The 23,544-nt window shown below is 54.9% G+C and carries 24 protein-coding genes and 1 riboswitch; of the genes, 4 read left to right on the top strand and 20 right to left on the bottom strand.

The window, feature by feature from the left end; translation table 11 throughout:
• Positions 1 to 89: 89 nt before the first annotated feature.
• The 19 genes from purF to RW092_RS18245 form a co-directional block, all read right to left on the bottom strand.
• Entirely contained in the window at positions 90 to 1,571 is a 1,482-nt protein-coding gene (purF, locus tag RW092_RS18335) for an amidophosphoribosyltransferase (protein ID WP_028539543.1), read from the bottom strand.
• Positions 1,556 to 3,799, bottom strand: a complete 2,244-nt coding sequence (gene purL / locus RW092_RS18330; protein WP_316010913.1) for a phosphoribosylformylglycinamidine synthase subunit PurL — start codon at positions 3,797 to 3,799, stop codon at positions 1,556 to 1,558. The genes purF and purL overlap by 16 nt, the downstream gene beginning before the upstream one ends.
• A complete protein-coding gene (gene purQ / locus RW092_RS18325) occupies positions 3,777 to 4,466 on the bottom strand; it encodes a phosphoribosylformylglycinamidine synthase subunit PurQ (RefSeq protein ID WP_316010912.1) in 690 nt (229 codons plus the stop codon). The genes purL and purQ overlap by 23 nt, the downstream gene beginning before the upstream one ends.
• 3 nt (positions 4,467 to 4,469) lie before the next feature.
• Complete coding sequence (purS, locus tag RW092_RS18320) at positions 4,470 to 4,715, bottom strand: phosphoribosylformylglycinamidine synthase subunit PurS (RefSeq protein WP_009224523.1); 246 nt, start codon at positions 4,713 to 4,715, stop codon at positions 4,470 to 4,472.
• Positions 4,716 to 4,860: 145 nt separating this feature from the next.
• Entirely contained in the window at positions 4,861 to 5,013 is a 153-nt protein-coding gene (locus tag RW092_RS18315) for a hypothetical protein (protein ID WP_316010911.1), read from the bottom strand.
• Between the two features lie 284 nt (positions 5,014 to 5,297).
• Complete coding sequence (locus RW092_RS18310) at positions 5,298 to 6,197, bottom strand: phosphoribosylaminoimidazolesuccinocarboxamide synthase (protein WP_316010910.1); 900 nt, start codon at positions 6,195 to 6,197, stop codon at positions 5,298 to 5,300.
• A gap of 35 nt (positions 6,198 to 6,232) precedes the next feature.
• Complete coding sequence (purB, locus tag RW092_RS18305; RefSeq protein WP_316010909.1) at positions 6,233 to 7,531, bottom strand: adenylosuccinate lyase; 1,299 nt, start codon at positions 7,529 to 7,531, stop codon at positions 6,233 to 6,235.
• Positions 7,528 to 8,742: a 5-(carboxyamino)imidazole ribonucleotide synthase gene (purK, locus tag RW092_RS18300; RefSeq protein ID WP_316010908.1), complete on the bottom strand. Its 1,215-nt coding sequence runs from the start codon at positions 8,740 to 8,742 to the stop codon at positions 7,528 to 7,530. The genes purB and purK overlap by 4 nt, the downstream gene beginning before the upstream one ends.
• Positions 8,739 to 9,236, bottom strand: coding sequence for a 5-(carboxyamino)imidazole ribonucleotide mutase (gene purE / locus RW092_RS18295; RefSeq protein ID WP_016313456.1), 498 nt, complete (start codon positions 9,234 to 9,236; stop codon positions 8,739 to 8,741). Before purE ends, purK begins: the two co-directional genes overlap by 4 nt.
• Positions 9,237 to 9,463: 227 nt before the next feature.
• A riboswitch (purine riboswitch) is annotated at positions 9,464 to 9,565 on the bottom strand.
• A 562-nt stretch (positions 9,566 to 10,127) separates the two neighbouring features.
• Complete coding sequence (locus RW092_RS18290) at positions 10,128 to 11,039, bottom strand: response regulator (RefSeq protein WP_316010907.1); 912 nt, start codon at positions 11,037 to 11,039, stop codon at positions 10,128 to 10,130.
• 67 nt (positions 11,040 to 11,106) lie between these two features.
• The gene (locus RW092_RS18285) at positions 11,107 to 12,414 is read right to left on the bottom strand and encodes an ATP-binding protein (RefSeq protein WP_316010906.1); all 1,308 of its coding nucleotides are present in this window, start codon (positions 12,412 to 12,414) and stop codon (positions 11,107 to 11,109) included.
• A 110-nt stretch (positions 12,415 to 12,524) separates the two neighbouring features.
• Positions 12,525 to 13,175, bottom strand: a complete 651-nt coding sequence (locus tag RW092_RS18280) for an amino acid ABC transporter permease (RefSeq protein WP_016313459.1) — start codon at positions 13,173 to 13,175, stop codon at positions 12,525 to 12,527.
• Positions 13,176 to 13,193: 18 nt separating this feature from the next.
• Positions 13,194 to 13,847, bottom strand: coding sequence for an amino acid ABC transporter permease (locus RW092_RS18275; protein WP_028539533.1), 654 nt, complete (start codon positions 13,845 to 13,847; stop codon positions 13,194 to 13,196).
• Between the two features lie 3 nt (positions 13,848 to 13,850).
• Positions 13,851 to 14,705 (bottom strand): glutamate ABC transporter substrate-binding protein, encoded by an 855-nt coding sequence (locus tag RW092_RS18270; protein ID WP_028539532.1) that lies wholly within the window; start codon positions 14,703 to 14,705, stop codon positions 13,851 to 13,853.
• Positions 14,706 to 14,735: 30 nt separating this feature from the next.
• Positions 14,736 to 15,464, bottom strand: coding sequence for an amino acid ABC transporter ATP-binding protein (locus tag RW092_RS18265; RefSeq protein WP_316010905.1), 729 nt, complete (start codon positions 15,462 to 15,464; stop codon positions 14,736 to 14,738).
• Positions 15,465 to 16,404: 940 nt separating this feature from the next.
• Positions 16,405 to 16,839 (bottom strand): universal stress protein, encoded by a 435-nt coding sequence (locus RW092_RS18260; RefSeq protein ID WP_316010904.1) that lies wholly within the window; start codon positions 16,837 to 16,839, stop codon positions 16,405 to 16,407.
• Positions 16,840 to 16,866: 27 nt separating this feature from the next.
• The gene (locus RW092_RS18255; RefSeq protein ID WP_028539530.1) at positions 16,867 to 17,130 is read right to left on the bottom strand and encodes a DUF1294 domain-containing protein; all 264 of its coding nucleotides are present in this window, start codon (positions 17,128 to 17,130) and stop codon (positions 16,867 to 16,869) included.
• A gap of 161 nt (positions 17,131 to 17,291) precedes the next feature.
• The gene (locus tag RW092_RS18250; RefSeq protein ID WP_164744170.1) at positions 17,292 to 17,429 is read right to left on the bottom strand and encodes a hypothetical protein; all 138 of its coding nucleotides are present in this window, start codon (positions 17,427 to 17,429) and stop codon (positions 17,292 to 17,294) included.
• Positions 17,430 to 17,595: 166 nt separating this feature from the next.
• Complete coding sequence (locus RW092_RS18245; protein WP_085170536.1) at positions 17,596 to 19,728, bottom strand: DNA topoisomerase III; 2,133 nt, start codon at positions 19,726 to 19,728, stop codon at positions 17,596 to 17,598.
• Between the two features lie 148 nt (positions 19,729 to 19,876).
• On the opposite strand from RW092_RS18245, the gene RW092_RS18240 reads away from it, so the two are divergent.
• Positions 19,877 to 20,902, top strand: a complete 1,026-nt coding sequence (locus tag RW092_RS18240; RefSeq protein ID WP_316010903.1) for a ketoacyl-ACP synthase III — start codon at positions 19,877 to 19,879, stop codon at positions 20,900 to 20,902.
• Between the two features lie 375 nt (positions 20,903 to 21,277).
• Positions 21,278 to 21,490 (top strand): hypothetical protein, encoded by a 213-nt coding sequence (locus RW092_RS18235; RefSeq protein ID WP_016313467.1) that lies wholly within the window; start codon positions 21,278 to 21,280, stop codon positions 21,488 to 21,490.
• A 71-nt stretch (positions 21,491 to 21,561) separates the two neighbouring features.
• Here the strand turns inward: RW092_RS18235 and RW092_RS18230 are convergent, their stop codons facing one another.
• Positions 21,562 to 22,500, bottom strand: a complete 939-nt coding sequence (locus RW092_RS18230; protein WP_316010902.1) for a DMT family transporter — start codon at positions 22,498 to 22,500, stop codon at positions 21,562 to 21,564.
• A 312-nt stretch (positions 22,501 to 22,812) separates the two neighbouring features.
• On the opposite strand from RW092_RS18230, the gene RW092_RS18225 reads away from it, so the two are divergent.
• Both RW092_RS18225 and RW092_RS18220 read left to right on the top strand, forming a co-directional pair.
• The gene (locus tag RW092_RS18225) at positions 22,813 to 23,184 is read left to right on the top strand and encodes a hypothetical protein (RefSeq protein ID WP_016313469.1); all 372 of its coding nucleotides are present in this window, start codon (positions 22,813 to 22,815) and stop codon (positions 23,182 to 23,184) included.
• Positions 23,185 to 23,237: 53 nt separating this feature from the next.
• Positions 23,238 to 23,544: sulfurtransferase (locus RW092_RS18220; RefSeq protein WP_316010901.1), on the top strand; the 307-nt coding region annotated here is incomplete at its 3' end.

Here is a 23,544-nt window from a genome sequence, read left to right as displayed (position 1 = left end):
CCCACTCCTTTAACTTTTTGAACACGGAAAACCCATTTATCACGAAATCAATTCATCATGTGAAATAAGTCGAATCTACGCTAACGAATTCAGCAAGTGCAGCCAAACTTCTCTTCCCCGTCGAAATCCGTCCGGGTCGGATAATCGTTGTCGAAGCAGGCCATGCAGAGGCCGCCTTTGTAGTCCGTTGCGTTATCTCCGCCTACCGCCTGGATCAACCCCTGCGGGCTGAGAAACTCGAGCGAGTCGGCATTGATCTCCTTGCAGATTTCTTCTACCGTTTTGTAGGAGGCGATCAGCTCCCCGCGGTCGGGCGTATCGATGCCATAGAAGCAAGGATTTTTGAACGGCGGCGAGGTAATGCGGACATGCACCTCCGTCGCGCCGGCTTCGCGCAGCAAGTTTACAATCCGCCGCGAGGTCGTGCCGCGAACGATCGAATCGTCGATCATTACGACGCGTTTACCTTCCACGACACGGCGCACCGCGCTCAGCTTCATTTTGACCCCTTGCTCGCGCAGCTCTTGGCTCGGTTGAATGAACGTGCGGCCGGTGTATTTATTTTTGATCAGACCGAGCTCGTAAGGGATGCCGGTCTGCTCCGCATAGCCAATCGCGGCGGAAATACTGGAGTCCGGAACCCCAGTAACCACATCGGCGTCCACAAAAGACTCCTGGGCCATCACCTGCCCCATCCGCTTGCGGCTGGCATGCAGGTTCGAGCCATTCATGTCACTGTCCGGACGCGCGAAGTAAATGTACTCCATCGCACACAGCGCCTTCCGCTGCGGCTCGGCATAACGCTCCTCGCGAAGGCCGTCCTTATCCAGCACCAGCATCTCACCCGGCTGGATTTCGCGAATCGTCTCCGCACCAACGACCTCGAACGCGCACGTCTCAGACGAGAACAGGTACGCATTGCCAAGCCGGCCCATCACCAGCGGGCGCAAGCCGTTCGGATCGCTGGCGGCGATCAGCTTGTCGTTCGTCAGCAGCAGGAAGGCGAAGCCCCCAACCAATTGACGAAGCGCGTCCTTTGCCGCCTCAACGAAATCCTTCGACGAGCGGGCGATCAGATGCGCGATCACTTCCGTATCGCTGGTCGTTTGAAAGATCGAACCGCTTTGCTCAAGCTGGCGGCGGATTTTCGGTGCATTGACGATGTTGCCGTTCGTAGCCACCGCCAGATCACCGTCACGGTATTTGAAGATCAAGGGCTGGGCGTTCGTCAGCTTGCTGTCTCCGCTTGTCGAATAGCGGACATGCCCGATTGAACGGTCCCCGCGCAACGAAGCCAGCTTGTCGCGGTCGAACACTTCCTTCACCAGCCCCATGCCGCGGTGGTAATGGAAGTCCTCCCCATTCGTAGCGCAGATCCCCGCGCTTTCTTCCCCCCGGTGCTGCAAGGCGTGCAACCCGTAGTAGGATAGAGAGGCGGCTTCGGCATGACCAAATACGCCAAACACGCCGCATTCCTCGCGTAACGTATCAAACGGATCCGCATGCCCCGCCCCTTCGTTATAGTAGTCTCCGGTCCAAAGTCTCTGCACGGGTCTTATTGCATCAGACATGGAATGACATCCTCCCAGACGCGTCTCAGCTGGTCCACCGGCTTGCTCAGAACCTCCGTTCCATTCACAGCAACGTTCAGTTCAGAACCTTCCACAACCCCAATTCGTGCTGCTGGCACGCCGCGTTCCGCGAGCAGCTTCTCCAGCGCCTCCGCCTTCTCCGGCGAAGCCGACAACAGGATGCGAGATTGGGATTCGCTAAACAACATGAAGTCGGGGCGCAGCTCGCTTGTAATATCCACCTTGGCACCAACCCCGCCGCTGATGCACGATTCAGCCAGCGCCACAGCCAGACCACCTTCGGACAAGTCGTGCGCCGAACGCACCAGCCCGCCTTGGATCGCTTCCAGCACGGCGCTGAGCAATTTTTTCTCCACTTCTAAATCAAGCTGCGGCGGACGGCCTTCTACAACGCCATGAACAACCGCCTGGAATTCGCTGCCGCCGAGCTCAGCTTTCGTCTCACCCAGCAGGAACACGACATCTCCGGCCGATTTGAAGCCTTGCGTCGTAATATGATCCGTATCATGCACCAGACCAACCATCCCTACCACCGGTGTCGGGTAAATCGCACCTTTGGCGTTCTCGTTGTACAAGCTGACGTTCCCGCCGATAACGGGCGTGTCCAGCACACGGCAAGCTTCCGCCATCCCGTCTACCGCCCGTTCCATCTGCCAGAAAATATCCGGTTTCTCCGGGCTGCCAAAATTCAGGTTGTCGGTGATTGCCAGCGGCTCGGCACCGGAGCACACGATGTTGCGCGCCGCTTCGCTGACCGCGATTCGTCCGCCAACTTCCGGATCCAGATACACGAACCGCCCGTTGCAGTCGGTGGTCATCGCCAGCGCCTTGCGCGTGCCGTGAACGGTCACCACGGCTGCGTCCGAACCCGGACGAACCGCCGTGCTCGTGCGAACCATATAATCGTATTGGTTGTACACCCACGCTTTGCTTGCTACGGAAGGTGAGGACAGCACTTTCTCCAGCGCCGCGCCCAGATCTTGAACTTCCTCGTAACGCGTGGTGTCGACCGTTTCATTTTCCACATAATAAGCAGGAACTGCCGAAGGCTTCTCATAGATTGGACATTCGTCCACAAGCGCCTTCACCGGCATGTCGCCGACCAGTTCGCCATGATGGAACAGCTTCAGACGGCCGTCGTCCGTCACTTTACCAACCTTCGCACAGATGACGCCCCAACGCTCAAAAATCTCCCGCGCCTTCGCCTCATCTTTCGGCTCCACGACGAACAGCATCCGCTCCTGCGATTCGGACAGCATCATTTCATATGCCGTCATACCTTCCTCGCGCTGCGGCACCTCATCCAGGTACAGCTCCAGACCGTTGCCGGCTTTGCTGGCCATTTCCGCGCTGGAGCAGGTCAAGCCTGCCGCGCCCATGTCCTGGATCCCCAGCACGATGCCGCTGTCGATCAACTCCAGACAAGCTTCCATAACCAGCTTCTCCATGAACGGGTCACCTACTTGCACCGCTGTCCGCTTCGCTTCGGATTCCTCTGTCAGTTCCTCCGACGCAAATGTCGCGCCATGGATCCCGTCCCGGCCCGTTGGCGGCCCTACGTAGAACACCGGGTTGCCGACGCCTTTGGCAACGCCGCGTTGGATTTTGTCATGATCGATCAGCCCAACGCACATCGCATTTACGAGCGGATTGCCTTCGTAGCTCTCGTCGAACACCACTTCTCCGCCAACCGTCGGAATCCCGATGCAGTTGCCGTAGCCCGCGATTCCGGATACAACATGCTCGAACAAATATTTCACGCGCTCGCTTTCCAGCTTGCCAAATCGCAAAGAGTTCAGCAGCGCGACAGGTCTTGCTCCCATGGAAAAAATATCGCGAATAATCCCGCCCACGCCGGTTGCGGCGCCTTGATAAGGCTCCACGGCCGAAGGGTGATTATGACTTTCGATTTTAAAGACAACCGCTTGGTTGTCGCCGATATCCACGATCCCGGCGCCTTCGCCCGGGCCCATTAGCACGCGCGGGCCGCTGGTCGGGAAACGACGCAACAGCGGCTTCGAATTTTTGTAGGCACAGTGCTCGGACCACATGACGCTAAATACGCCGATTTCCGTATAATTCGGCTTCCGCCCAAGGAATCCGCAAATCAGTTCGTATTCGCTGTCGGAAACGCCCATTTGTTTGTAAATTTTCTGCTCTGCAATTTGTTCTGCATTTGGTTCCTTAGCGGACACTTGCTGACTCATGCCGATCCCTCCAAGCTTTCAAAATGGATGTAAACATCTTCTTGCCGTCCGTCGAACCCAGCAAATCGCTGACCGCCCGCTCCGGGTGCGGCATCATGCCGACGACGTTTCCGCGTTCATTGGAAATACCGGCGATGTCGTCCACCGAGCCGTTCGGATTTTGAACATACCGGAAAATAATTTGGTTATTCCGCTTCAACTGCTCCAACGTTGCTTCATCGCAATAATAGTTGCCTTCGCCATGCGCGATCGGAATCGTGATGACTTCGCCCTTCGCATAATGCGATGTAAATGGATTTTCGTTGTTCTCCACGCGCAGCTCGGTGTCGTGGCAACGGAACTTCAGCGACATGTTGCGGCGCAACGTGCCTGGCAGCAATCCAGCTTCCGTAAGGATTTGGAATCCGTTGCAGATCCCCAGCACGTATTTCCCTTGCTCCGCAGCTTTGCTCACTTCCGCCATAACCGGCGCAAAACGGGAAATCGCCCCGCACCGCAGGTAGTCGCCGTAGGAGAACCCGCCGGGAACTAAGATGCAATCGTAAGCAGACAAATCGGTGGCTGTATGCCACACATAGTCAACCGGTTCACCCAACGTCTCTTCCACCGCTTTGTAACAGTCGATATCGCAGTTGGAACCGGGGAATACGAGTACCGCGAATTTCATAGTTTAAGCCTCCAATTCAAAGCGGTAGTCTTCTACCACCGTATTGGCCAACAGCTTCTCGCACATCGCTTTCACTCGAGCTTCCGCTTCGAAGCGATCGTTCGTATCGAGCGTCAGCTCCATATATTTACCGATGCGGACGCTGTCCACCTCTCTGAACCCCATCGAATGGAGTGCCCCTTGAACGGCAACCCCCTGCGGGTCAAGTACGCTTTGCTTGATCGTGACATAAACGCTCGCTTTAATCATGTTCCTCGTGTTCCTCCTAAGTTTGGACTTGTGCGGCACGGCCGCTTGGTATCTGGATGGAAATGATAATTACATTTGATAATTGCTTGTGCTATCGCTTGGGGCATTTCTTGCCTTCAAGCTTGGCTTCAAACTTGCCTTAAAGCTAACCTTTAAGCTTGCCTTCTAACTTGCCTTCTAACTTGCCTTCGTGCTTATGCTTGCCTTCCAACTTTCCTTCATGCTTTATGCTTGCTTTCTGGCATTCCTGTCTAATTTCCTTGCTGTCTCGCTCGTTGAGGGTCTTCTTGTCTCCCAAGTCTCCTGCCCCTCTGATCCAAAGGGATAATGCACAGAAGACCTACCTCAGAGTACCCCATGTCCATTCTCTAATGGACCTCAGTGACGTTATTTACTCATTTCCCGTATATTTCCCCGGCTAACGGACTATACCGCCGCTATTGGGCCCCATCCGGCAACAAACTGGACCGCCCCAGCCAATTAAGGTCCCCTCGGTCCGTTATATCAGTCTTCCCTGCGAATCTGTGCCAATAAGGGGCCCTAGGGTCCGTTAGAGCTAAAAGGCTATATTGAACACAGTTCCTACGCCAACTCGGCTCCCGTCAATCGCCGGTAAATTTCACGGTACCGCCGTGTCGTCTCTTCAACCACCTGCGCCGGAAGCGGATCAGGCGGGCTCTCTTTATCCCAATCGGAGCCGGCTAGGTACGTACGTACCGGCTCTTTGTCCATACTGTCGATCTCGATGTCCAGTGCGTAGTTCTCTTTGGCCCAAAATCTCGATGCATCCGGCGTAAACATCTCATCGATCACAATCAACTTGCCGTTCACCAAGCCAAATTCCAGCTTGCAGTCAGCGAGCAGGATGCCGCGTTCCTCACAGTAATCCCGGGCGTAGGCGTACATCTCCAGGCTGCGATCCCGCAGCTGTTCAGCCAATTCCTGGCCGACTTTGTCCACCATCTCAGCGAACGAGATGTCCTCGTCGTGGCCCACGTCATTTTTCGCCGCCGGCGTAAAAATCGGCTCCGCCAGCTTCGCGTTCTTCCGCAGCCCTTCCGGCAACTCGATGCCGTTAATCGCGCCGGTCTTCTCATACTGCCGCCAGCCGCCGCCGGTCACATAACCGCGCACCACGCATTCAATGTCAATGCGTTCGGCCTTGCGGGTCACCATGATCCGGTTGCGCAACGCCTCGCGATGCTCTGACGAAATCACGTCCCCCAACCGCTCCACGTCCGTATGAATCACGTGATTCTCCAGCAAATGCTGCGTCTTGTCGAACCAAAACGCGCTCAGCCGGTTCAGCACGTTCCCCTTGTCCGGCACCGCCGGATCGAGCACGTAATCAAATGCGGAGATGCGGTCCGTGACCACGATCAGATAATGCTCGCCAAGATCGTACAGCTCCCGGACCTTGCCTTTGTACAGCAGCGGGACCTTCACCAAATCCGCTGCGGTGGAAATTGCCGGTACCGCCATGAAGCTTCTCCTCCCTATCACTGCAAGATCAGATCCTACTCAATCAATCCAAGCTTCCGGAAAATCGTATCGACATGCTTCAGATGCCAGGATGGATCAAATGCGTCTTCAATTTCTTCTTTACTTAAGACGGCGGTAATTTCCGGCGTCTCTTCAATGATGTCACGGAATTGACGCTGCGTTTCCCATGCCTGCATCGCGCGCGGTTGCACCGTGTCGTAAGCTTGCTCACGGCTGAAGCCTTTGTCGATCAGCTTCGTCATCACGCGGCCGGAGAACGGTACGCCATACGTGCGAGCCATGTTACGCTTCATATTTTCCGGGAACACCGTCAAGTTCTTCACGATATTGCCAAAGCGGTTCAGCATGTAGTTCAGCAGCATCGTAGCGTCTGGCAGAATCACCCGTTCCACCGAAGAGTGGGAAATGTCGCGTTCATGCCACAGCGTTACGTTTTCGTAAGCCGAAATCATATGGCCGCGGATCACGCGGGACAAGCCGGAGATGTTCTCGCAGCCGATCGGGTTGCGTTTATGCGGCATGGCCGAGGAGCCTTTTTGCCCTTTGGCGAAGGCCTCTTCCACCTCGCGGAATTCGCTCTTCTGCAACGCGCGAATTTCCGTGGCGAACTTGTCGAGCGAGGTCGCGATCAAAGCCAAGGTTGCCATATATTCGGCGTGACGATCGCGTTGCAGCGTCTGCGTCGAAATCGGCGCCGGTGTCGTGCCCAGCTTCCGGCAAACAAATTCTTCTACAAACGGATCGATGTTCGCGTAAGTCCCAACGGCACCGGAGATTTTTCCGAATTGAACATTCTCAGCTGCCCGGCGGAACCGCTCCAGATTCCGTTTCATTTCTTCGTGCCAAAGCGCCATTTTCAGACCAAACGTGGTCGGCTCCGCGTGGACACCGTGGGTCCGCCCCATCATTGGGGTATCTTTATAAGCCAAGGCTTTTTCTTTGAGAATGTCGATAAAGTTCAAAATATCCCGTTCCAAAATCGCGTTGGCCTGCTTCAACAAATACCCCAGCGCCGTGTCGACGACGTCGGTCGAGGTCAAGCCATAATGCACCCATTTCCGCTCCGGCCCCAAGCTTTCCGAGACGGCGCGGGTAAACGCGATGACGTCATGGCGGGTTTCCTGCTCAATTTCATAGATCCGGTTGATGTCAAACGAAGCCTTCTCGCGCAACAGCTTGGCGTCTTCCTTCGGGATCACGCCAAGCTCGGCCCAAGCCTCGCAAGCGCACAGCTCCACTTCCAGCCAAGCCTTAAATTTGTTCTCCTCCGTCCAGATCGCTCTCATTTCCGGTCTGCTGTAGCGTTCGATCATTTACGTTCATTCCTCCAAATGTTGGTTTGCTCTATCCAACGCAGCCCGTCCTCCACATTGCGGCAGATCAGATTGATATGCCCCATTTTCCGTTTAGGAGCGGCTCCGTGCTTTCCATATAAGTGTACTTTGGCGATCACCGGGAATCCAGTTTCACCGCCGGCTTCGCCAAACCACTGGCCCGTAACTACGGCCTTGCGTACCGCCTCCAAGTGTTCGCCCAGAATGTTGACCATCACGACCGGCGTTAACAGCTCCACCGGACCCAGGGGCAGATTGCAGATCGCCCGAACATGCTGTTCAAATTGGGAAGTCGTGCAAGCCTCCATCGTATAATGGCCGGAGTTGTGCGGTCTTGGCGCCAGTTCATTGACGAACAGCTCCCCGTCCTCGGTCAGAAACATCTCTACCGCCAGCAGGCCAACGGCCTCCAAGCCTTCGGCGATTCGGGCCGCGAGCCGTTCCGCCTCCCGTTGCACCTGCTCCTCCACGCGAGCCGGCACAATCGAGACATGCAAAATATTGTCGATATGAATATTCTCCGCTACGGGGAACGTCTTTATTTCCCCGCGCGGGCTGCGCGCCGCAATCACCGACAGCTCCTTGACGAACGGGACAAATTGCTCGAGCACGAGCTCGGTCCCAGCCCGGCTCAACTCGGCGTAGGCCGGTGCAATCTCGGCCTCGCTGCGAATGACCCATTGGCCTTTGCCGTCATACCCGCCGGTGGCCGTCTTCAGCACAGCCGGAAGGCCCAACCGAGCCACGGCTGCGCGCAACTCTTCCTCGCTGCCGATCTCTGCGTACGGCGCGACCTTCACGCCCGCTGCTTCGATGGCTCGCTTCTCCCGCAGCCGATGCTGAGTGGTATACAGCAATCGGCTGCCTTGGGGCACGTACGAGGCTTCCTCCAACAACGCGGCTACGCCGGCGTCGACGTTTTCGAACTCGTACGTGATCACATCGGCCCGCGCTGCGAGCTCGCGCGCCGCGTCCTGGTCATCGTAGCGGGCGACGATCTGCCCCGCTACCTGACCGCAAGGCGCATCCGGCGTCGGATCCATGGCTACGAATCGGTAGCCAAGATTGCTCCCGGCCAGCGCCATCATCCGGCCAAGCTGTCCGCCGCCCAGCACGCCGATCGTTGCGCCCGGCGCAATCACCGGGGCGCCATTGCTGCCGCCTGTTTTGCCCATCACGCCGCTGCTCATTCCGCGGCTCCCAACTCCGAGCTGCTCTCCAGCACCTCGGCTTTGATCCGATCGCGGCGCTCCTGCACCCGGCGCATGACCTCAGGGTCAAACGCACCCAGAATTTGCGCCGCCAGCAGCCCGGCGTTGATCGCCCCGGCTTTGCCGATCGCTACCGTCGCCACCGGGATGCCGCCTGGCATCTGCACGATCGACAGCAGCGAATCAAGCCCGTTCAACGCGGCCGACTTCACCGGCACGCCGATGACGGGCAGCGTAGTTTTGGCCGCCACCATCCCCGGCAGGTGGGCGGCTCCGCCAGCCCCGGCGATGATGACCTTCAAACCGCGGGCTGCGGCCTGTTCGGCAAATTCAAACATCAAATCCGGGGTGCGGTGCGCGGATACGACATTTTTTTCGTAAGGAATCTGCAGTTCATCCAAAACGGCACAGGCATGGGACATCGTCTCCCAGTCCGATTTGCTGCCCATGATTACGGCGACTTGTGCTGTCATGCCTCAACCTCCACGTTCATATTTCTTGTGAACCTATCTATAGAATTAGCCGAATACGTAAAAAGGGCCCCGAACTTCCTGGGAACACTATTTCCCGAAATTCGCGGACCCTGCGAAATACGACACCTGCGTGCGGGCAGCTACAGCCTCGCCGCTGGCAACGCAAAGCCCGGTGCTTACAAGCCCAGGCTCATAAAAAGAAGGCCTTCCGTGCGGAGTAGCCTTACCTTCATCACGTATTCGCTCGTAGTCCGAAAATTTACGGTTCTCGGGTAGAAACTTCCGGGCCCTATTCCCGGCATTATACGAGATTATGATGTTCGGCGGCGAGCCGCCTTTCCTCTCCTAGTGTACCAATGGCGGACATAGGATGTCAACTGAAATCCGAACATTAACAGAATGTAAAATCCGAATGTTCGTTTTTGAACAATGTCTCCTCAACACAAAAAACCTAGCCTGGTAAACAGACTAGGGTCTCCATTGGATACGGCTCTGATGTCTATCGAATGCCTCTCTGATGTCTATCGAATGCCTCTCTGATATCCATCAGATGCAGCTCTGGATCTGGCATCTCTACTGCACCTAACTGTAGAAAATACCTTTAATTTCGCTATCTCCCGCATTTGCAGTCAATTAGATGTAAAAGTTACTGTTAATTTGGACCAAAACTCCAAAATTCCTAACTACCGCTCAAATTAACAGCAGGATTTCCAGTTAAATTGCCAAATTCTCGTCGATTCCCCGAATTTAACCTTACTTTTTCCAGTTATTTTAGCTTGCAGCCTGACGACCGGGCGACAACCTGCACTCTACCACTTTTTCCGGCGACATCGGCGTCCCTTACTTTAGTTGCACACCCGCGATGCATTAGCCCCAATTCCAATTCATCTCTCAGCCGCCCAACTGCTCCTGCACTTCAATGAACAACACCTGCAGGAACTTCTTAATATTCACCTTCCCCTTGCTGGTGCCCGGCTCGCGCCCTTCCTCGATCTCCTTCATCTTGAGCCGCACATCCTCGAAATCAAAATAGAGCGGAGCATAATACTCAAACCGAGGGTTTCCGTAATCCGTCAAGCCCAGCGAAGCCAAGTTCGTCAGCCCGGCCATCAATGCGCGGCGCAACCGCTGCTCGATCGCCTTGACCTCCTTGTTGATCTCCTCAGGCCTTGTCTTGTACGTGGCTGCGGTTTGACGATACAACTCCTTCAGCGGCGGCAGATTACCGCCAGGCTCACTTCCCCGCTCCAGCAGCAGCTCCATGATGTTGATCATATCGCGGCTGCCGCTTTCGCCAATCAACCCCATATTCATCAGAATCGGTTGAATCGCCTCTCGGACTGTCCGTTTGTTCTGACCAGCTAGCGGTGCGCTGCGCAAGTCCTCCAGCTTCTTCAGACTCGATTTGATTTCATCTAAATAATGTCCTAACGCATAACGTTCGTTGATTTTCCGCAGCACCGTCTCCACTTCGATCCGGTTGATCGGCTTGCGAATGAAGAACTCAATTCCGCTTCGGTACGCCCGTCCAACCATGTCTTGATTTTCGATCTGGGAGATCATCACGAACCGGGAGCTGCAGCCTTGAGCACGCAAGGAATCGATCACCTCAATACCGTCCTGATCGGGCATCAGCAAATCTATCAGCACGATATCCGGCGGCTCGCTCAAAATTTGCCGCACTCCCTCCGCTCCGCCGCCAGCCGTTCCCGTCACTTCGCCCAGACCGCTGTCCTCGATAATGTACTGCAGCATTTTTCGCGCACTGGCATCATCGTCAACGATACAAAAAGAGAGCGGCATCGGATAACCTCCTCACACTTTTGGTTAGTAGCGGTTTGCCAAGGATACGGTCGAAACGAAAATAGCTTTAAGCCGACACTGCCGACTTCTGCAAGCTTGGAGTCGGAATCCGGATTTGGACCATCGCGCCGCCCAGCCCGGGGGCTGTCCCCAGCGAGATGTCCCCGCCGAACCGGGTCACGATATCGCGCACATGGGATAACCCTATCCCCGTCGCCGCGACGCCTTCCTCGTCAAATTTGGTCGTAAAGCCTGGTTCAAAGACCAGCTCCCGCTCGTCCTGCGGGAAGCCGCCGCCGCTGTCACTCACCGTAAGCAAGGTCGATCCCGACTGCTCGCGAATCTCCAAATGAATCTGCCCCCGGCCCTGGATCGCCTCTACCGCATTGGCCGTCAAGTTCCCCAGCAGCGTCAGCAAGGGTATGTAGTTGGCCGTATCGTAATCCAGGGTGATTTTCTGCGTAAACACGATTTGCTTGCCCAAATAATCGGCATACTGCCGCGTGCTGTCAATGATATATTGGACCAAGTTCGACAGCGGCATATCCCCCGGGACTTCACGGTCGGTCAGCTTAATCAGCCCGGCCAAAATCCGTTGCGAATCCTTCTTCACCTCATGGATCTGCTCCGTAATCCCAAGAATATGACGCTTATGCTCCTCCAGGCCTTCCTCCGATAACCGACGGTACATCTCATAGCTGCGCAAGGTCAGCTCCTCCAACGTACCAATGGATTTCTTCAAGTAGAAGACCTCTCCATAAAGGCCGGAGCTAAAACTAAGCATCTGTTCAATCCGCCGATTCTGCTCCTGCTGCACGATCCGCATCCGGCTGACGGAAATGCTGCTGTAAATCCCGGTAACAAAATAAGTGCGCAGCATGGCGATCATCATGAGAAACGCCCACTCGTTCAGCTTAAACGTCGCCGTGCCAGTCACCAGCAACCGGGTCAGCAACTCCGACTCATTGGACATCAGATCGATGACCGCGGTCACGGCCCCCAGCACCAAGGGATAGAAGCGATCCAAGCGCCGTTTGATCAGACTCATCCCTAATGCGAACACGATATAATACACCGCTGCCGAGCAGTGCCTTGTCACACTCTCCGCCACAGTCAAGCCGTTGTCCAGCACCTGATCCAGTCCTGTACGAAACAGCAGCACTACCACGCCGGTGATGACGCCCGTCACGATGTACGGCAACTGCCGCAGCAGCAGCAAAAACAACAAAAACGCGCTGCTCCCCAGACCAATCCGAAAGATGTCACCAACAAACGGATTGATCTTCAGTTCCCCCGCCAAGGCCGTCCCGATCGCGATGACCGCGATCTGAACGTAAGCGGATCTTTGAAAGGTCTTGATAATCACGCTCCGCATCCCCGCTCCCCCGGATCCCGTGAGTGATTTTGTTCCATATCGTACCACATCCGGGGAAGGATGACTATACCTTATATTCCATTATATGTTAGTTTCGTGTCAGTTGATGCCTACGCTCGCCGTGCCTCCAATCGCCTTGAGATCACTGATAGCACAAAGTTGACGGTAAAATATATCAACGCCACCAGCATCAAAATCGGTATCGTATACGTGTAGCCGTGACCAATGACGATCCCCGCATGATGCATCAGCTCCGGCAAGGAGATGACTACCGCCAGCGACGTGTCCTTGAGCAGCGAAATGAACTGGCTCACTAATGGCGGCACCATCCGCCGCAAGCCTTGGGGCAGCACGATGTGCCATAGCGTCTGAACAGCGCTGAGTCCAGACGAACGGGCCGCTTCGATTTGCCCTTTGTCGATGGAGGCGAGGCCGCTGCGCACGATTTCGGAGATCATCGCGGCCTCAAAGATCGTCAGCCCGGTCACCGTCGCGGCGACAAGTCCAAGCTTGATGCCGACCTCCGGCAAGGCGAACCGCATGAAGAAGATGATAAGCAGCAGCGGCAAATTGCGGATCAGCTCAACCCCCACCAGCATGATGGGCGACAGCACGGGCAATTTCGTATACCGGATTACGCCCACGATGCAGCCGATCAGGAAGCTTAGCACGATGGACAGCCCGGCGACAATCAACGTCACGTAAAGTCCATCCGCTAAGAAGCGCAAATTCTCCGCACTGTACGCCCCAGCAAAATCCATCGAACTTCAGGCCTCCTTTCAGTATTTTTTCTCAAGTCTTCGCTCCCACACCCTTACGCCATAACTTAAAGGCAAGGTCAGCACCAGATAGAACAACGCGACAAAAATATAAGTATCAAACGTCCGATACGTATCGGCATTCACGATGTCGGCAAAATACATCAGGTCAAGCCCGGCCACAATCGTTAAAACTGATGAGTTTTTGATTAAATTGATGAACTGGTTCCCGAGCGGCGGAATCACCAGCTTGATGGCCTGCGGCAGGATTATATGCAGCATCGTTTGCACGTAGCTCAACCCGGACGAGCGGGCCGCCTCCGTTTGCCCTTGGGGGATCGCTTGAATCCCGGCACGAATTGCTTCAGCAATGAACGAAGAGGTGTATACCGCAAGCCCGATTGTCCCCGCCGTGAAACCGTCCAGCGGTAAACCTAAAGCGGCCGGTCCATAATAGAAAATGTATACGACAAGCAGCAACGGAATATTGCGGATAAATTCCACGTAACCTGTTCCGAACCAGCGCAGGGGCCGGACGGGGCCGATGCGGAACACCGCGATCAAGGCGCCCAGCACGAAGCTTCCGACCAGCGCCAGCAAGCTGGACAGCACCGTCCCCCGGAACCCTTCCAGGTACACGTCAAAATAGTCAGTCAGAATCGTAAAATCCATCACGAATTATTCGCCCGGCTTCTTGCCGATCCATTTTTCGTATATCTTGTCGTACTCTCCGCTGTCATGAAGCTCTTTTAAGGTATCGTTAATCGCCTGTACGATATCCGAGTTGCCTTTCTGTACCGCAATGCCGTAAGGTTCATCGGTAAACGGCTTGCCGACTACCTCATAATTCGGGTCTTGGGCCGCCATCCCGTAAAGAATCGCATCGTCCGTCGTCAGCGCGTCGCCTTGCCCCGCCTTCAGGGCGTTAAACGCATCCTGATAGTTGTCGAACTCCAGCACCTTGATGCCTTCCACTTTTTCGCGGATATTTTTCACCGAGGTTGAGCCTTTGCTGCCCAGCACCGTCGAATCAGCCGTCAGACTTTCAATGCCGGTGATCGGGCTGCCCTTCTTCACCAGCAGCGATTGACCCGCTTGGAAATAAACATCGGAGAAGTCGACTTCCTTCTTCCGTTCCTCGGTAATCGTCATCGTAGCTACGATCATATCGATCTCCCCATTATTGAGCATCGGAATCCGCGTCTTCGACGTCACTTCCTTCAGTTCCAGGGCATTCTCATCACCGAGAATGTGCTTGGCGATCGCCTTCGAGATATCGATATCAAATCCCTCGACATTCCCGGTGGAGGGGTCTTTCAGACCAAACAACTTCGTGTCATACTTCACGCCAACCAGCAGTTTGCCGCGATCCTTAATTTTCGCCAAGGCCCCGCTTCCGCTCTCCCCGGTTGCCGAAGCGGCATTCCCGCCGTTCCCTGCTGCGTTGCCGCCTGCCCCGTTGCTTGCACATCCGGCCAGCACCGTCAACGCACATACCACCGCAATACTGATTAGCCTCCAACGCTTCTTCATTTCTCTTCCTCCCCTTGATTATCGATTGATTTAGTGGCTCAACAGACGGCTCAGGAACGTTCGCGTCCGCTCTTCTCGCGGATTGGCAAAGAACTCCTCCGGCCCTGCTTCCTCCACGATTTGCCCCTGGTCCATAAACACAATCCGGTCCGCCACCTCGCGGGCAAACCCCATCTCATGCGTGACCACCACCATCGTCATGCCTTCGCGGGCGAGCGTCCGCATCACATCCAGCACCTCGCCGACCATCTCCGGATCCAGCGCCGAGGTTGGTTCGTCAAACAGCATGATCTTCGGCTTCATCGCCAGCCCCCGGGCGATCGCCACCCGCTGCTGCTGCCCGCCAGACAGCTGGGACGGATAGGCGGACGCCTTATCGGCGATTCCCACCTTCTCCAGATAAAACATCGCCGTCTGCTCAGCCTCCGCTTTGGGGATGCCCAGCACCTTAATCGGCGCCAGCGTGATATTGTCGATCACCTTTTTGTGCGGATACAAATTAAAGTGCTGAAAGACCATCCCGATATCGCGGCGCAGCTTATTGATATCTGTCTTGCGGTCATGGACCGGAAGGCCGCCTACCGTCAACTCCCCGCTCGTGATCGTCTCCAGCCGGTTAATGCAGCGCAGCATCGTGCTTTTTCCGGAGCCCGACGGGCCAACAACAACGACGACTTCCCCTTCCTCAACCTGTAAATCAATCCCCTTCAGGACGTGAAAATGACCAAAATGCTTATCTACCTGTCGAAAACGAATCAACGGCAGCCCTCCTTTCCGCGTTCGGTTATTGGACGTGCCTGCAGGCACCTCTTTCCGTTATCCCTTTCCGTAAGATCACTCGCTGACATTCCCGATGTCTGTTGAGCTACCGGTTCTGGCAGATCCCGAAGATCTTGGAGTTCTTGGAGTTCTTGCCGTTCTTGCTGCTCTCACAGTTTCTTGTAGCGCTAGCAGCCCTTGTAGTTCACACAGTCCTCGATGTCCTCACCTTGCTGCTCTTGCAGTTCACCCGGCCCTTGCAGCCCGCGCAGTCCTCGCTAACTCCTCTTCCTCATGCCCTTGCGACCAAACACATCCCTCTATTCGATGTGAGTAATCGTAACATTTGAACATAACCTTACTTTGGAGACTATAAAAAACTACAGTTCCCTACACGCCAACCAGAAAAACGCCCAAAAAAATTTGGGCATTATCCCCAAACTTGTCGGACAAGCGTTAGTTTTCCTTACAGAAATCTCCCCTTGTGGAGGTGCAGGAGTGATGTTCTACAATTGGGGAGTCATGTTCTAGCTTCGTCAAAAAGTTCTAACGCTTGGGTGGAACGCTATTTGGACTAAAATCGGTACGTGCAACTTGTAACGCTTATGGGACATCTTATTTCGCGGTTTTCCCCCGAAAAAGGCGGCTCCCAACCCAAATAAGAACGCTGATCAGCGTTAGAAATGAAAATTACTGTTTTGGGGCGCAATAAGCTTTCTGGCAAGCGTTAGAATCGATGAGCCTCTGAACAACACCAAACATGCCCTCAACATGCCAGACACGCTCCAATCATGCACCAAACATGCTCTCTATTTGCTCCCAACATGCTCTCTACTTGCTCCCTACATGCTCTCTGCTTGCTCCCAACATGCTCCCCACAAGCAAAAAAAGCCCAACCGAAATCAATCGGTCAGACTTTCTGGTACAAAATCGCTCTTATTTATTTGACCACGAGCACCGGGATCCGGGCATGCTGGACGACGTTGTGGCTGACGCTGCCAAGAACAAATTCGCGAATGCCGCCCAATCCGCGGCTGCCAATGACAATCAGATCGGCTCCGCTCTTCTGGGCATGCTCTAGAATCGTCTCGGCTGGGGGGCCTTGGACCATTTCAACTTTTGGCTCCAGACCTGCAGCTTCCACGCGTTTCTTCGCTTCCTCTGCCGTTCGCTCTGCAAGCTCATAGAAATCCTTATCCATCGAAGCGGGGACCGGCGCAAAGCCCTCGGCTACGTAAAATCGCGGGAAGTCGTACACATGCAGGACCTCCAGCTGGGCTTCGGGTGTCGTTTTGCACAATTCAATCGCTTTGTCCAGCGCTTTGTTGGCTGCTTTCGAACCGTCATACGCGGCTAATATTTTTTGAAATAGCATGAAAAGCACCTCACTTGTCCCAAGAGTCTATATCATAAAATACCCATAAAGTACGGCGTTGAAAACCAGCAATACGGGGATGCCTACCCGGAAGCTGAGGTGCTTCGTTTTATGGCGCTTCGTGTTCATCGCAATGAGGACCCCCAGCGCTCCGCCCAACGCAGCAAGCAGAAACAGCGTTCGCTCCGGGATCCGATCCCGCCTCTGCCGCGCCCGCCTCTTGTCATCGGACATCACCAGATAGGCGACCGCATTGATAAATAGAAACCATACGAGTAAGCCCGTCCTCATCTTCGCCGCCCCCTTCGAGCTCCTGGCTCGATTATTGCTTAGTATTTCCACCAAATAGATAAATCTATTATACCTCAATCCAACCGCCCTCCGCATCTTGCCGCCCATACGCCTCATACAAAAGAAAGCTCCCCTAACGGGGAGCTGCAGACGCATCCATATCAAGATTCGTTCTTTGAAATTCCGTTCAGATTGGGCGCAACTTCCGCCTGTTTCTTGGGTTTAGCCGCGATGGATGGTTCCATAATGCTCGACTTATTCTGCTGGTTCTCGGTCTTCCGCGCTTTATGATGCGGCACCTTCATCACCTCCGCTATTTAGCGTCTCGAATAAGCTGCCGATTTATTCGGCGTTATCGGGTGATGGCATGCCGCCAAAGCCTGCGCCGCACCTCCATGCCGTGACCCTGCCCTAATCAGCCGGCTCTGCCATCATCGCCAGGCTGCTGTCATCTGGGGATCGAGCTTAATCGTCGCTCTGCTTCTCCAACGCTGCCTTCAGCAGTTCTCCAAGATTGATGCCGCCGGACTCCTGCTTCTGTGTATACTGCTTCACGAGGCGTTGCTGCTCGCGCTTGCTCATATGCTTATCCTTGTCTTTCCCCAACACTTCGGTAATCCCGCAAGACAGACATTGTACATACTTGCCGGCTTTGCCTTCTTTGAGTTCCATCTTCTTGTGGCATTGCGGACAGCGACGGTTGGAGAGGCGCTTCTCGCCGGAGCGGCGATAGCCGCAATCCTCGCTCGGGCAGACCAGCATCAAGCCGCGCCCGGTCTTCTTCTCAAGCAGCCTTGTCCCGCATTCCGGGCAATGGCTGTTGGAGACGTTATGCGGCTTATATGTCGCTTGACTGCGCTTTACACCTTGCACGAGGTTGGTCGCCATCTCACGGATTCCACTTAAAAACGGTCCCGGCTGGCCTTGCCCTCGCGCAATCCGCTCCAGCTCCGCTTCCCAGCGAGCTGTCAGCTCCGGCGTACGCAAATCGGCCGGTGCCAGCTCGATCAGCTGCTTCCCTTTGCCGGTCGGGTGCAGGTAGTTCCCTTGCCGCTCGATCGTATCGGAGCTGATCAGCTTCTCAATAATGTCCGCCCGTGTAGCTGGCGTGCCCAGCCCATGCTTCTCCATCTGGGTTAGCAGGGCGGCTTCCGTGTAGCGCTTCGGCGGCTGGGTCCGCCCCGGCGTCACGCGGCAGCGTTGTACCTTCACGGCCTCACCTTGCGTCAGCTCCGGCAGCACGGAGCCGCTCTCGGCATCGTCCTCGCCGCCTTCTTCATCCTCCATGACCTGCCCGTCATAAACTGCCCGCCATCCGGCATCCTTAATCGTCGTCCCCTTGGCATGCAGCGTCTCCCCGGCAATTTGCACTGTCACACTAACTTGATCAAACCTTGCCGGAGGATAGAACAAGCTGATAAACCGCCGCACGATTAAATCGTACAGCTTGCGTTCATCCGTATTTAGCGCGTTCAACAGCACCGTCTGTTCCGTAGGAATAATCGCATGGTGATCGGTGACCTTGCTGTCATCCACCACTCGCTTGCTCAGATGCAGTGAACCTCGCAGCAACGGCCGCGCCAAACTTGCGTAAGGACCGACAGCGACACTCGTCAGGCGCTCTTTGAGCGTACCTGTCATATCTGAGGTCAAATACCGCGAATCCGTCCGCGGATACGTCACCAGCTTATGCTGCTCATAAAGCCGCTGCAGTACGTTGGAGGTCTGTTTCGCCGAAAAGCCCAGAATCCGGTTGGCATCCCGTTGCAGCTCGGTCAAATCGTAAGCAAGCGGATGAGGCACCGTTTTTTCATGCTTCACCAGCTTCACGATTTGGCCGGAAGCGCCCTCCAGTTTCTGCTTCAACGCATTTAACTTGTCCTGATCAAAAATACGCGCATCGCCGTTCCCACCGCGCCATACCGCTTCGAACTTGCCGAAGTCCGCGCGCAGCACATGATACTCCTCTGAGCGGAAGCGAAGAATTTCGTTCTCCCGCTGCATGATCATGCCAAGGGTCGGCGTCTGTACCCGTCCCGCGGAGAGCGGAGCGCCAAACTTGGTGGTCAGCGCCCGGGTCACGTTCAGTCCCACCATCCAGTCGGCTTCCGCCCGGCAGCGCGCCGATTGGTACAAGCGTTCATATTGCTTGCCCGGCTTCAGAGACGCGAACCCTTCCTTGATCGCTTTGTCCGTTTGCGACGAAATCCATAACCGCTTAAACGGCTTGTTCCACTTGGCCATATCCATGATCCAGCGGGCAAGCAGCTCCCCTTCGCGGGCGGCGTCCGTCGCCACGATCAACTCGCCGATGTCCTGACGGCGCATCAATTGCTGCACCGCCTTAAACTGGTGGCTGGTTTCGCGCAGTACCTTAAGCTTCATTTTATCCGGCAAAATCGGCAAGTCCTCCAGGGCCCACGTCGCGTATTTCTTATCATAATCCTCCGGCTCGGCCAGCCCCACCAGATGGCCTAATGCCCAGGTCACCACATATTGAGGTCCCTCAAAATGGCTTTTATGCTTATCTCGGCTGCCGATCACTCGCGCGATCTCTCTGGCAACCGAGGGCTTCTCGGCTAACACCAATGTCTTCATAAGTTCGATCGAACACTCCTTTCCACTGAACCATTATAGCATTCAAGTCACAGTTGCTTGAAATTGAAAACATGATATACTCAATTTATCACCAGGTACTAATACCAGATCATAAAAATATAACCTTCACGACAAAGGAGTGATTTCGATGACCGTACAAACACCGCAATCCAAGGCCCGCATTACCGCAATCGGTACCTATGTTCCGGACAAAATCCTGACCAATGCGGATTTGGAGCAGCTCATGGATACGAGCGACGAGTGGATTGTGCAGCGCACGGGAATTAAAGAACGACATATTACTGCGGAGAATGAATTCACCTCCCATCTGAGCATTCAGGCGGTAGAACGGCTTCGTAAGACATACAAGACTTCGCTGGACGACGTCGACTTCATCATCACCTCAACGACAACGCCGGATTATTCGTTTCCGACCGTGTCTTGCCGGATTCAGGAGCATTTTGGCATGGAGCAGGCAGGGGCGATTGATTTGAACGCAACCTGCGCCGGGTTCGCTTATGCACTTCATTTGGCGAACGGCATGATCAGCGCTGGCCTGCATCGCAAAATTCTGGTCGTGGCCGGGGAAACGATGTCCAAAATTACAGACTACACCGACCGCAGCACCTGCATCCTATTCGGGGATGGAGCCGGGGCCGTGTTGGTCGAGGCAACCCCTGAGGCGGAAGCCGAATGGCCGGGATTCGAATCGTTTATTCTAGGAACGAACGGTTCCGGCGGCATCCATGTGTATCGCACCGGGCTGTCGGATCAAATGAACGGGGAGCCCCTTGAAGGGAAAGGCAAAATCGTCCAAAACGGCCGCGAGGTCTTCAAATGGGCCGTCCGCACCGTGACCGCCGGTATCGAGCAGCTGCTGGAGCAGGCGGGTCTGGCTCGCGAGGACATCGACTGGTTTGTGCCGCACAGCGCCAACCTGCGCATGATCGAATCGATCTGCGAGAAAGCGGATCTCCCCCTCGCCAAAACCCTGCAAAGCGTGCAGGACATGGGGAATACGTCCTCTGCTTCCATCCCGCTGGCGCTCCAGGCTGGCATTGATGAGGGCCGCTTGAAATATGGCGACCGCGTGCTGGTGTACGGCTTTGGCAGCGGCCTAACCCACGCCGGTTTAATCCTGCGCTGGGCTGTACCGGATTTGCCGCAAACCTAACAAAAGTCGACCAGGAGGTAAAATTCCTGATCGACTTTTTTCGAAACGTGTGGGGTGTGGAAACGCGCAATATGTCTGTCTGCACGCCCTTTACGTCATTATCCCTTTCGATAAGGGAGCAGAACCTGGGTTTAGCTTCAAATCACTCTATTCTGAACGAACGGGATAATCATGCAAAAGCGCCGGCCGAGAGAGGAGAAATCTCTACTTTTCTGCACTTCTGTATCTACTGCACATATGCCTCTCTGTTATCTCCACATCTCCCGCGTCGGAGAGGTTCCCTTTTCAACCAGCAGGCTTCCAGGTACAATAACAGGAGTCATTCTTTACGATCCGCCGATCCGCCCATCTAGTAACCGAAGGAGATATCGTACGATGCCTACTCTCAGAGAACTGTTTACCGATCAGGACTTTCAGGAAGCGTTGGACCGGAAGCTGCGCATTCGCGTATTCCGCGACGATCATATGATCGACAACGGCAGCATGATTATCCGATTCACCGAGGACACCATTATCACGCAGGCGGGTGTGGACGAGTTGTCCTATCATCCTCGCCGCGAATGTCAATTTTTTGAACTAAAAAAATAACCCCAAGGGACGTTAACCAAGCGAGCTTTCTCCGGGTTCGTCCCTTTGTTCTTATGTCCCTTCGCCCGACCTTAACTTGCCTTCCCTTCCTGCCCTGTCGGTAAGACTGGATTTTCCATAGTTACGGCAGGCGTTTCTTTGCCATAGCGAATAAAGATCCATACCCCGCACAAGATGAGCACGCCTGCTGACAGCTGCAGCGGAGTTAAGCTTTCCTTCAGCAGCAACCACGCCAGCAGAGAGGCAAATACCGGCTCGCCGAGAACGGCCATCGACACCGCCGAAGCGCTGAGGTATTTCATCAGCCAGTTGAACAGGTAATGGCCAAATAACGTAGGGACGATCGCCAGCAGGAGGAAAATGCCCCATTCCCGCGGCTCATAGCCGGTAAACCGGATGCCGGCAGCTGCATTGTATACCGCCATCGACGTTCCTGCCACGGCAAACACGAGGAAGTTATAAACAAACGCACTGATTGTCTGCAGCAGTTGCTTGCCGACCAGAATATGAATCGCGACCGCAATTGTCCCGAGCAGGGAGAGCAAATCTCCCTTCACCGCCTTACCGGATAAGGCAAAATCTCCTGAGCCGATCGCAATCGAACCGATGCATGCCAGCGTAATGCCGAGGATCATCGCTTTATTGATTTTTGCCCCAAATAAGAAGAACGATCCAAACATCACGATGATCGGCTCCAAGGTCAGGAGGACCGTGGAGCTTGCGACCGTCGTCAAGCGCAGGGAGCCCATCCAAAGCAAGAAATGCAGCCCCAGCATCAGCCCCGAAAACATAAGACGCCCCCATTGCTTGCCCGTCAGTTGCGCAATTTCTCCCCGGTAGCGCCACAGCAGCGGCAGCATCAAGATGTTCGTGATATACATCCGGTACATGGCAATCACCGACACTTCGGCATTAGACCAGCGGATGAAGATCGAAGAAAACGAGATGGCGATAATGCCTATCACGTAGAGGATTTCGTATTTCCCCATGGACTTCGTGGTGGTATGCATTTGTGTTAAGGTCCCAGCTTTCTTATCAAATTTTGTCACCCTTTCGGGCTGCAAACCACTTCATTATAGCTAAGTTATGGCGGTTCCTCAATCGAAAAATAGCTGTGTTTCAAGCTTGTTCCTCCGCACCTGTCTATCCATAGCCTTCTCCTCTTTTGGCCTGAATTTTATAGAATCGGGCTGCCAGGGGTTACTTTTATCTACACCCCTCAACACTAAAAAGAATAGAGTAATATGCAATATTCATAGACCCTTAAGATCTATTAGAAGCAGCCCCAATCTATCGCCAAAAAAGATAAGGAGGAGCTTTCTATGAAAAAGCTGGTTCACATCTCTCAAACTTCCCCCCGGCTGACGGTTTATTCCGAGGAAAATCTGACGGGAAGAAGCCGTGTCTATACCGGGAACCTCGGCATCCGTAACACCGATGCTATTTTGGACGGAATCGAGAGCCTGCGCTTCGTTTCTTCCAATCCTAACGCAACGCTTGTACTCTTTACGCGGCCCCGCTTTAGAGGGAACTTCCGGATCCTCCGCGGCAGCCGGCGCCTGAATGACTTAGATGATCTGATCGGCGGCGAAGACGTAGAGTCTCTCATTGCGACCAACCAACGGCTCACGGTAGAACAAGTTCGGCAAATTCGCACCAGCGGAACATTGCCTAGCGGATATCGCCTGATCTAAGTTTTAAGCTTATAATGGTTCCATATGATGTGTGCAGAGGATGTGTATGCCTTATGGAACCAATCGTATCCAAACGTTGGCTGTTAGCTAGAATGTATGAACCGGATCTCGTGATCGTCGATTGCCGCTTTGAGCTGGGCCAGCCGGAGGCCGGGCGCGCGGCTTATGACGCTGCGCATATTCCCGGTGCCGTCTATCTCGATCTGGAGCAGGATCTGTCGGCACCGGTCACCACGCATGGCGGGCGACACCCGTTGCCCGCCCCGGACGAGTTAGCCGCGCGCTTCGCCCGCGCCGGCATCGGCAACGCCACCAGGGTGGTCGCCTACGACGACCAGGGAGGCATGAACGCCTCCCGCC

It is taken from the genome of Paenibacillus sp. 3LSP (assembly GCF_032465655.1).
GTDB lineage: Bacteria > Bacillota > Bacilli > Paenibacillales > Paenibacillaceae > Fontibacillus > Fontibacillus barengoltzii.
The sequence above is the reverse complement of the archived record's forward strand: the minus strand, read 5'-3'. Positions and strand labels throughout refer to the sequence as shown.

Coding starts and splice junctions, on each gene's coding strand:
- RW092_RS18310 (WP_316010910.1), bottom strand. CDS start 6,197: ATGGCGGTACCGGCAATTTCCACCGCAGCGGATTTGGTGAAGGTCCCG.
- RW092_RS18235 (WP_016313467.1), top strand. CDS start 21,278: ATGCCTACTCTCAGAGAACTGTTTACCGATCAGGACTTTCAGGAAGCG.
- RW092_RS18240 (WP_316010903.1), top strand. CDS start 19,877: ATGACCGTACAAACACCGCAATCCAAGGCCCGCATTACCGCAATCGGT.
- purQ (WP_316010912.1), bottom strand. CDS start 4,466: ATGAAATTCGCGGTACTCGTATTCCCCGGTTCCAACTGCGATATCGAC.
- RW092_RS18285 (WP_316010906.1), bottom strand. CDS start 12,414: ATGCGGAGCGTGATTATCAAGACCTTTCAAAGATCCGCTTACGTTCAG.
- RW092_RS18260 (WP_316010904.1), bottom strand. CDS start 16,839: ATGCTATTTCAAAAAATATTAGCCGCGTATGACGGTTCGAAAGCAGCC.
- RW092_RS18270 (WP_028539532.1), bottom strand. CDS start 14,705: ATGAAGAAGCGTTGGAGGCTAATCAGTATTGCGGTGGTATGTGCGTTG.
- RW092_RS18230 (WP_316010902.1), bottom strand. CDS start 22,500: ATGCATACCACCACGAAGTCCATGGGGAAATACGAAATCCTCTACGTG.
- purE (WP_016313456.1), bottom strand. CDS start 9,236: ATGACAGCACAAGTCGCCGTAATCATGGGCAGCAAATCGGACTGGGAG.
- RW092_RS18280 (WP_016313459.1), bottom strand. CDS start 13,175: ATGGATTTTGCTGGGGCGTACAGTGCGGAGAATTTGCGCTTCTTAGCG.
- purB (WP_316010909.1), bottom strand. CDS start 7,531: ATGATCGAACGCTACAGCAGACCGGAAATGAGAGCGATCTGGACGGAG.
- RW092_RS18225 (WP_016313469.1), top strand. CDS start 22,813: ATGAAAAAGCTGGTTCACATCTCTCAAACTTCCCCCCGGCTGACGGTT.
- purF (WP_028539543.1), bottom strand. CDS start 1,571: ATGTCTGATGCAATAAGACCCGTGCAGAGACTTTGGACCGGAGACTAC.
- RW092_RS18245 (WP_085170536.1), bottom strand. CDS start 19,728: ATGAAGACATTGGTGTTAGCCGAGAAGCCCTCGGTTGCCAGAGAGATC.
- purK (WP_316010908.1), bottom strand. CDS start 8,742: ATGAGCAGCGGCGTGATGGGCAAAACAGGCGGCAGCAATGGCGCCCCG.
- RW092_RS18290 (WP_316010907.1), bottom strand. CDS start 11,039: ATGCCGCTCTCTTTTTGTATCGTTGACGATGATGCCAGTGCGCGAAAA.
- purL (WP_316010913.1), bottom strand. CDS start 3,799: ATGAGTCAGCAAGTGTCCGCTAAGGAACCAAATGCAGAACAAATTGCA.
- purS (WP_009224523.1), bottom strand. CDS start 4,715: ATGATTAAAGCGAGCGTTTATGTCACGATCAAGCAAAGCGTACTTGAC.
- RW092_RS18255 (WP_028539530.1), bottom strand. CDS start 17,130: ATGAGGACGGGCTTACTCGTATGGTTTCTATTTATCAATGCGGTCGCC.